Origin of the sequence: Veillonella sp. ZSJB6 (assembly GCF_051549505.1) — a bacterium.
In the GTDB taxonomy this organism is placed as follows: domain Bacteria; phylum Bacillota; class Negativicutes; order Veillonellales; family Veillonellaceae; genus Veillonella.
In genome coordinates, this window is sequence record NZ_JBPUGE010000031.1 from 1 (window position 1) to 295 (window position 295).

Here is a 295-nt window from a genome sequence, read left to right on the forward strand (position 1 = left end):
GCTGCTTGTCAGCTTTGATACCTGCTCAATATCATAACTTGTAAAGTTCTTTTCTAGTCGAGTGATAAGCGGAATTAAATCTTTGTGAAATAGCAAATGAATTGCCCCTGCCCCATCTTCGTAAGCAAGCGTATCTATCCAGTGCTTTTGCAACTTAACCTCATTGCCTGTTCTTGGGTTCGTTGCAGTCCAAGTGACATAGCGGTGAAAAAAGCTTTTACTGGCTTCTTTCAATGCTTCATACGCTGTGTGACGCTCAATACCACGATATTGGGCAAATGTATCAGCCCGAATT

Annotated in this window: 1 protein-coding gene; it reads right to left on the reverse strand. The window is 42.0% G+C overall.

Annotated features, from left to right (window positions below; translation table 11 throughout):
• Positions 1-295 (reverse strand): RepB family plasmid replication initiator protein (locus ACSV5T_RS09775; protein ID WP_438320981.1); only part of this gene is annotated, 295 nt, incomplete at both ends.